At 66.1% G+C, this 5874-nt stretch carries 3 protein-coding genes; all 3 read right to left on the bottom strand.

Going from position 1 to position 5874, the window contains the following annotated elements; genetic code table 11:
* A partial coding sequence (locus WBQ44_RS23485) for a pyruvate carboxylase (protein WP_495569059.1) occupies positions 1 to 2302 on the bottom strand: 2302 nt, incomplete at its 3' end.
* 111 nt (positions 2303 to 2413) lie between these two features.
* Positions 2414 to 4684, bottom strand: coding sequence for an ATP-dependent DNA helicase RecG (gene recG / locus WBQ44_RS23490; RefSeq protein ID WP_495569060.1), 2271 nt, complete (start codon positions 4682 to 4684; stop codon positions 2414 to 2416).
* A 33-nt stretch (positions 4685 to 4717) separates the two neighbouring features.
* The coding region (locus WBQ44_RS23495; protein WP_495569061.1) for a DAK2 domain-containing protein at positions 4718 to 5874 on the bottom strand (1157 nt) is incomplete at its 5' end.

Consider the following 5874-nt stretch of genomic DNA (forward strand, 5'->3'; position numbering starts at 1 on the left):
GGCTGGTGGTGCCGGCCATTGCCGCACTCGCGCCGTCGACTGCGTCGGCGCCCGCTTCCCACGCCGCGAGGTACGTCGCCAACTGTCCACCGGGGGTGTCGTGGGTGTGCACGTGCACCGGTAGATCGAAATTGCTCCGCAGAGCTGTGACGAGGGTTCGCGCGGCCGGAGCGCGCAGCAGTCCCGCCATGTCCTTGATCGCCAGCACGTGTGCGCCGGCGTCGACGATCTGCTCTGCCAACTGCAGGTAGTAGTCGAGCGTGTACAGCGTCTCGTTCGGATCGGAGAGGTCGCCGGTGTAACTCAACGCCACTTCGGCGATGGCCGTACCGGTTTCGCGTACCGCGTCGATGGCCGGGCGCATCTGGTCGACGTTGTTGAGCGCGTCGAAGATTCGGAAGATGTCGATACCGGTGTCGGTTGCCTCCGCGACGAACGACCGGGTGACCTTCTCCGGATACGGGGTGTAGCCGACGGTGTTCCGGCCACGCAGGAGCATCTGCAGTGCGATGTTGGGAACCGCCTCGCGCAGAGCAGCCAACCGCTCCCACGGGTCCTCGTGCAGGAACCTCAGTGCCACATCGTAGGTCGCGCCGCCCCATGCCTCGATCGAGAGGAGTTCCGGGGTGGTGCGAGCGACGTACGGGGCTACCATCAGCAGTCCCGACGTCCGAACACGGGTTGCCAGCAACGACTGGTGTGCGTCACGGAACGTCGTGTCCGTAACCCCGAGCGCTTTCTGGTTGCGCAGATCGCTTGCGAAGCCTTCCGGCCCCAATGCGAGTAGACGCTGCCGGCTGCCATCCGGAATCGGCGCGGTGAAATCGACCTCGGGCAATTTGTCCTGCGGGTACACCTGCGAGGGGCGTTCGCCGTGCGGCTTGTTCACGGTGACGTCCGCGAGATAGGTCAAGATCTTCGTGCCGCGGTCGCCCGAACTGCGGGAAGTGAGCAGTTCCGGGCGCTCCTCGATGAAGGAGGTGGTGACTCGTCCTCCGGTGAAGTCCGGATCGACCAGCACGGCTTGGAGAAACGGGATGTTGGTGGCGACACCGCGAATGCGGAACTCGGCGACGGCGCGGCGGGCCCTCGCGACAGCGGTCTCGAAATCCCTTCCGCGACAGGTCAATTTGACCAACATCGAGTCGAAGTAGGCGCCGACTTCTGCGCCCAACGTGGTACCACCGTCGAGTCGTACTCCTGCGCCGCCCGGTGTGCGGTACGCGGTGATCCGGCCGGTGTCGGGCCGGAAGCCGTTGGCCGGGTCCTCGGTGGTGATGCGGCACTGCAACGCCGCGCCGCGCAGCACGATCGTGTCCTGGCTCAGACCCAGATCGGCGAGAGTCTCACCGGAAGCGATCCGTAGCTGCGACTGCACCAGGTCGACGTCGGTGACCTCCTCGGTCACGGTGTGCTCGACCTGAATGCGGGGGTTCATTTCGATGAAGACGTGATTGCCGCGCGTATCGAGCAGGAATTCGACGGTGCCCGCGCACGAGTACCCGATCTCCTTCGCGAACGCGACGGCATCCGCGCAGATCTTCTCCCGGAGACCGTCGGGCAGATTGGGTGCGGGTGCGAGCTCGATGACCTTCTGGTGGCGGCGCTGCACCGAGCAGTCGCGCTCGAACAGGTGCACCACGTTGCCCTCGCCGTCGGCGAGAATTTGAACCTCGATGTGACGGGGGTCGATGACGGCTTGCTCCAGGAACACCGTTGCGTCGCCGAATGCCGACACCGCTTCTCTGGCCGCGGCTTCGATCGATTCACGTAGCTGTTCCGGCTCGGCGACGCGCCGCATTCCGCGACCTCCACCACCGGCGACAGCCTTGACGAACAGAGGGAACGTCATCGACTCGGACGCAGCGACGAGTTCGTCCACATCGCTCGACGGCTCGGACGACGCCAGAACAGGGAGCCCGGCCCGCTTCGCGGCCGCGATGGCGCGCGCCTTGTTTCCGGTCAGCTCCAGTACGTCCGCCGAGGGGCCGACGAAGGTGATGCCCGCTTCGGCACACGCTGCCGCGAGGTCCGGGTTCTCGGAGAGAAAGCCGTACCCGGGATAGATGGCGTCTGCCCCGGCGCGTTTCGCGGCTGCGACGATCTCGCTCACGGAAAGGTAGGCGCGAACGGGATGCCCCTTCTCGCCGATCTCGTACGCCTCGTCGGCCTTCGTCCGGTGGACCGAGTTGCGATCTTCGAACGGAAAGACTGCCACGGTGGCGGCACCCAGTTCGTACGATGCGCGGAAAGCGCGAATGGCGATCTCGCCGCGATTGGCAACCAACACTTTGGAAAACATGGGGTAAACCTACCGCCGACAATCGACCCCGATGCGTCATTCGTCTCGAGATGTGGGACGAATTGACCAAACGGGCCTTCTGAAACGGTGCAGTGGCTGCTTACTACAGGGTCAGGACTTGTCGAGGAACTCGGCTCGGTCCGATCGCCACGCGGACTTCATCATCGACGCCACGCCCGGGTGGGCGGAGAGTTCGGGGTCTACGTCGAAGAGCCGACGGGCGCAATCGTGAGCATCTGCGATGACATCCTCGTCGTCGATGAGCGAGAGCAGACGCATACTGCTGACCGTGCCCGACTGTGCGGCACCGAGCACGTCGCCCTCACGTCGCGTCGTCAGATCCAGCTCGGCCAATTCGAATCCGTCGTTGGTGGCTGCGACGGACTTCAGGCGCGAGAACGAAGGACCCATTGGGTTGAGTTGGCTGATCATGATGCACAACCCCTGATGGCCGCCTCGACCGATTCGACCTCGAAGCTGGTGCAGCTGGCTGATCCCGAACCGATCGGCGTCGACGATCACCATGACGGTGGCGTTGGGAACGTCGACGCCCACCTCGACAACCGTCGTACACACGAGAACGTCGATGTCGCCGTCGTTGAAGCCCTGCATCGCCGCGTCTTTCTCGTCCGGGTGCAATCGGCCGTGCAGGAGTCCGACACGCAGCTCGGCCAGCGGCCCACCGGCGAGAGTCTGGTACATGTCGAGCGCGGACATCGTTTCGGGCACGTTGTTGCCGTCGTCGTGGGCGCCGCCGCGGGTACGCGGCTTCTTCTCTCCGTCCTCGTCGCCGATTCTGGAGCACACCACGTAGGCCTGACGTCCCTGTGCCACTTCTTCGCGGATGCGCGCCCACGCGCGGTCGACCCATCCCGGCTTGTCTCGGGCCGGAACGACGTTGCTGATGATGGGTGCACGCCCCCGCGGCAGCTCGTCGAGCGTCGAGGTCTCGAGGTCTCCGAGCGACGCCATCGCGATGGTCCGTGGAATCGGGGTGGCGGTCATGACGAGCAGGTGCGGACTGGTGCCGTCCCTGGCCTTCGATCGAAGCGCGTCGCGCTGTTCCACACCGAAGCGGTGCTGTTCGTCGACGACGACCATGCCCAGGTCCATGAACTCGACGCGGTCCTGGATGAGTGCGTGGGTGCCGATGACGATGCCCGCGTCCCCGGTGACGGCGTCCAGAAGGGCCGCCCTCTTCGCGGCGGTGCCCATCGAGCCGGTCAGCAAGGTCACCTTGGTGGCAAGGTCGTCTGCGCCGAGTTCTCCTGCGCCCGCAAGGGAGCCGAGCATGGCCGAGATCGACCGCGCATGCTGGGCGGCGAGAACTTCCGTGGGCGCGAGCAGCGCGCACTGATGGCCCGCGTCGATTACCTGCAGCATCGCGCGCAGCGCAACGATCGTTTTCCCCGAGCCGACCTCTCCCTGCAGAAGCCGGGACATGGGTTGGCCGCGGTCGAGATCGTTCGAGATCTCCTCCGCAACTCGAAGCTGGCCTGCGGTGAGCGTGAAGGGAAGCCGACGTTCGAACTCGTCGGCGACTCCGTTCGCGCGTGGCGGACACGAGGGTGCAATTCTGGTCGAGACATCCTTTCGCCGCGCTGCCAGAACCAGCTGAACCGCGAGCGCCTCGTCGAACTTCAGCCTGTCGCGCGCCCGTTCCTTCTCCTCGACGGAGTCGGGAAAGTGGACCCAGCGCAGCGCCGTGTCGAGCGAGACGAGGTCGCGCTCGGCAAGTACTTGCGCGGGCACGGGATCGACCACGGTGTCGAGCTGGTCGAGCACCTGTCGAACGGCGCGCATGAAGGTCCAGCTCTCGATGTCCCTCGACGCCGGGTAGAGCGGTACGAACTTGCGCTCGAAGACCGACATGTCGACGCTTCCCGACGCCCCTACCGATCCGCGGGCCACTCCGGCCAGCGCACCGCCGCCCACGATCCTGCCCGCGGGCACCACGGCGCCGTCCTCGTCGTCGCCGCCGAGAATGACGTAGCCGGGGTGCGAGAGATTCCAGCGACGACCGAAGTACTTGACCTTGCCGGAGAACATCCCCTTCTTGCCCGGGGTCAGCACGTGCTTGAGCTTGTGCGGGCTGAAGAAGGTCGCCTCGATCTGTTGCCCCTCGGCCGCCAACGACACCGAGAGGAACTGGCCTCTGCGCGCCTTCATGTCGCGCAGGGTCGTCTTCGTGATGGTTGCGACGATCGTGATGTGCTCGCCTTCGGGTGGTTCCTTCTCACCCAGTTCGGCGCCCTGCGTCATGTACCGGTGCGGGTAGTGCCGCAGCAGATCCTCGACGGTGTGGATGTCGAACTGCTCGGCGAGGGGGTCCGACACCTTCTTGCCGAGTACGACATCGAGTCGATCCGCAGTGCCGACCATCGTCTTGCCTCGCCGTCCCCTCGCTGAATCAGGTCATTCGACGCCGAGCTGGAGCACGTCCCCGGGTTGACCGCCCTGATAGACCACGACCTCGACACCGGGGTGCCGAGTCGCGACGTAGGCGGTGAGCCGTTCGGCGACGCTCTTTTCGTCGCCGAGTGACGCCTCGCATGCTCCGCACAGCATTGTCACCATCTCACCACCGACCGACAGGAGTTGGTCGAGCAGGTCGCGCCCGGCTGCGACCACGTCGGGGCCGATGACGACGACCTCCGGTCCGACCAACCCGAGACCGTCTCCCGGCTCGCACGTTCCGGCCCAGGTGAGCGACCGCTCCTCGGCGATCCGCAACGATGCCCACCGAGTTCCGGCCGCGGCCTCCGACATGGCGAACGCGTCGTCCACTGCTGCGCGAGTCGCGTCGTGCACGGCGAGCGCGGCCAGACCCTGGACCATGGCCGAAGACGGCAACATCAGCACGTCCTTGCCTGCGGTACGCGACGCGATGGATACCGACACCAGTTCTTGCGCCGACAGCGCGCCGTTGGGCAACACCAGCACTTCGGTGTGTTCCGAGCCGACGATGGCGGCGCACAGCTCGGATGTGCCGATCCGTGAGGTGTCGCAGCGCAGGACCGTCGCACCCTCGTCGGCGTACAGCTTCTCGGCCCCGGCTCCTGCTACGACAGCGAGGATGTCGCGGCCGGATACCGGATTGCGGCATCCGGCGGGCGTCGAAGCAACACATGGCTCGGAAGCGACGAGGGCTTCTATCCGAATGTCGTGGATGCGCCCGAAGCCGAGCCCCGCCTCGACCGCTACCCCGGCGTTCGCGGTGTGCACGTGTGCGGTCCAGGTGCCCACCCCATCGCCGGCCACCACGACCGAATCCCCGAGTTCGGCCAACGCACGCCGCAACGCCACCACATCGTCGTCACCGATTCGGGTCACGCGGTAGACGACTTCGAACCCGACCAGATCGCCGGCGCCGACTGCGTCCACGTGGCCGTGACCGGGCGCAGCACGCGTTGTCGCGTGGGGAGTCACCGACGAACGATGAAACCGCGGCCGATCGGCTCGCACACCGGTGACCGCCTCGGCGAGCGCGTCCAGCATGACCAGCAGGCCAAGCCCGCCTGCATCGACGACACCTGCCGCGTCGAGGACGGGCAGTTGGGCGCGGGTACGGG

This window comes from Rhodococcus sp. (in: high G+C Gram-positive bacteria) (assembly GCF_049591685.1).
Classification (GTDB): Bacteria; Actinomycetota; Actinomycetes; order Mycobacteriales; family Mycobacteriaceae; genus Rhodococcoides.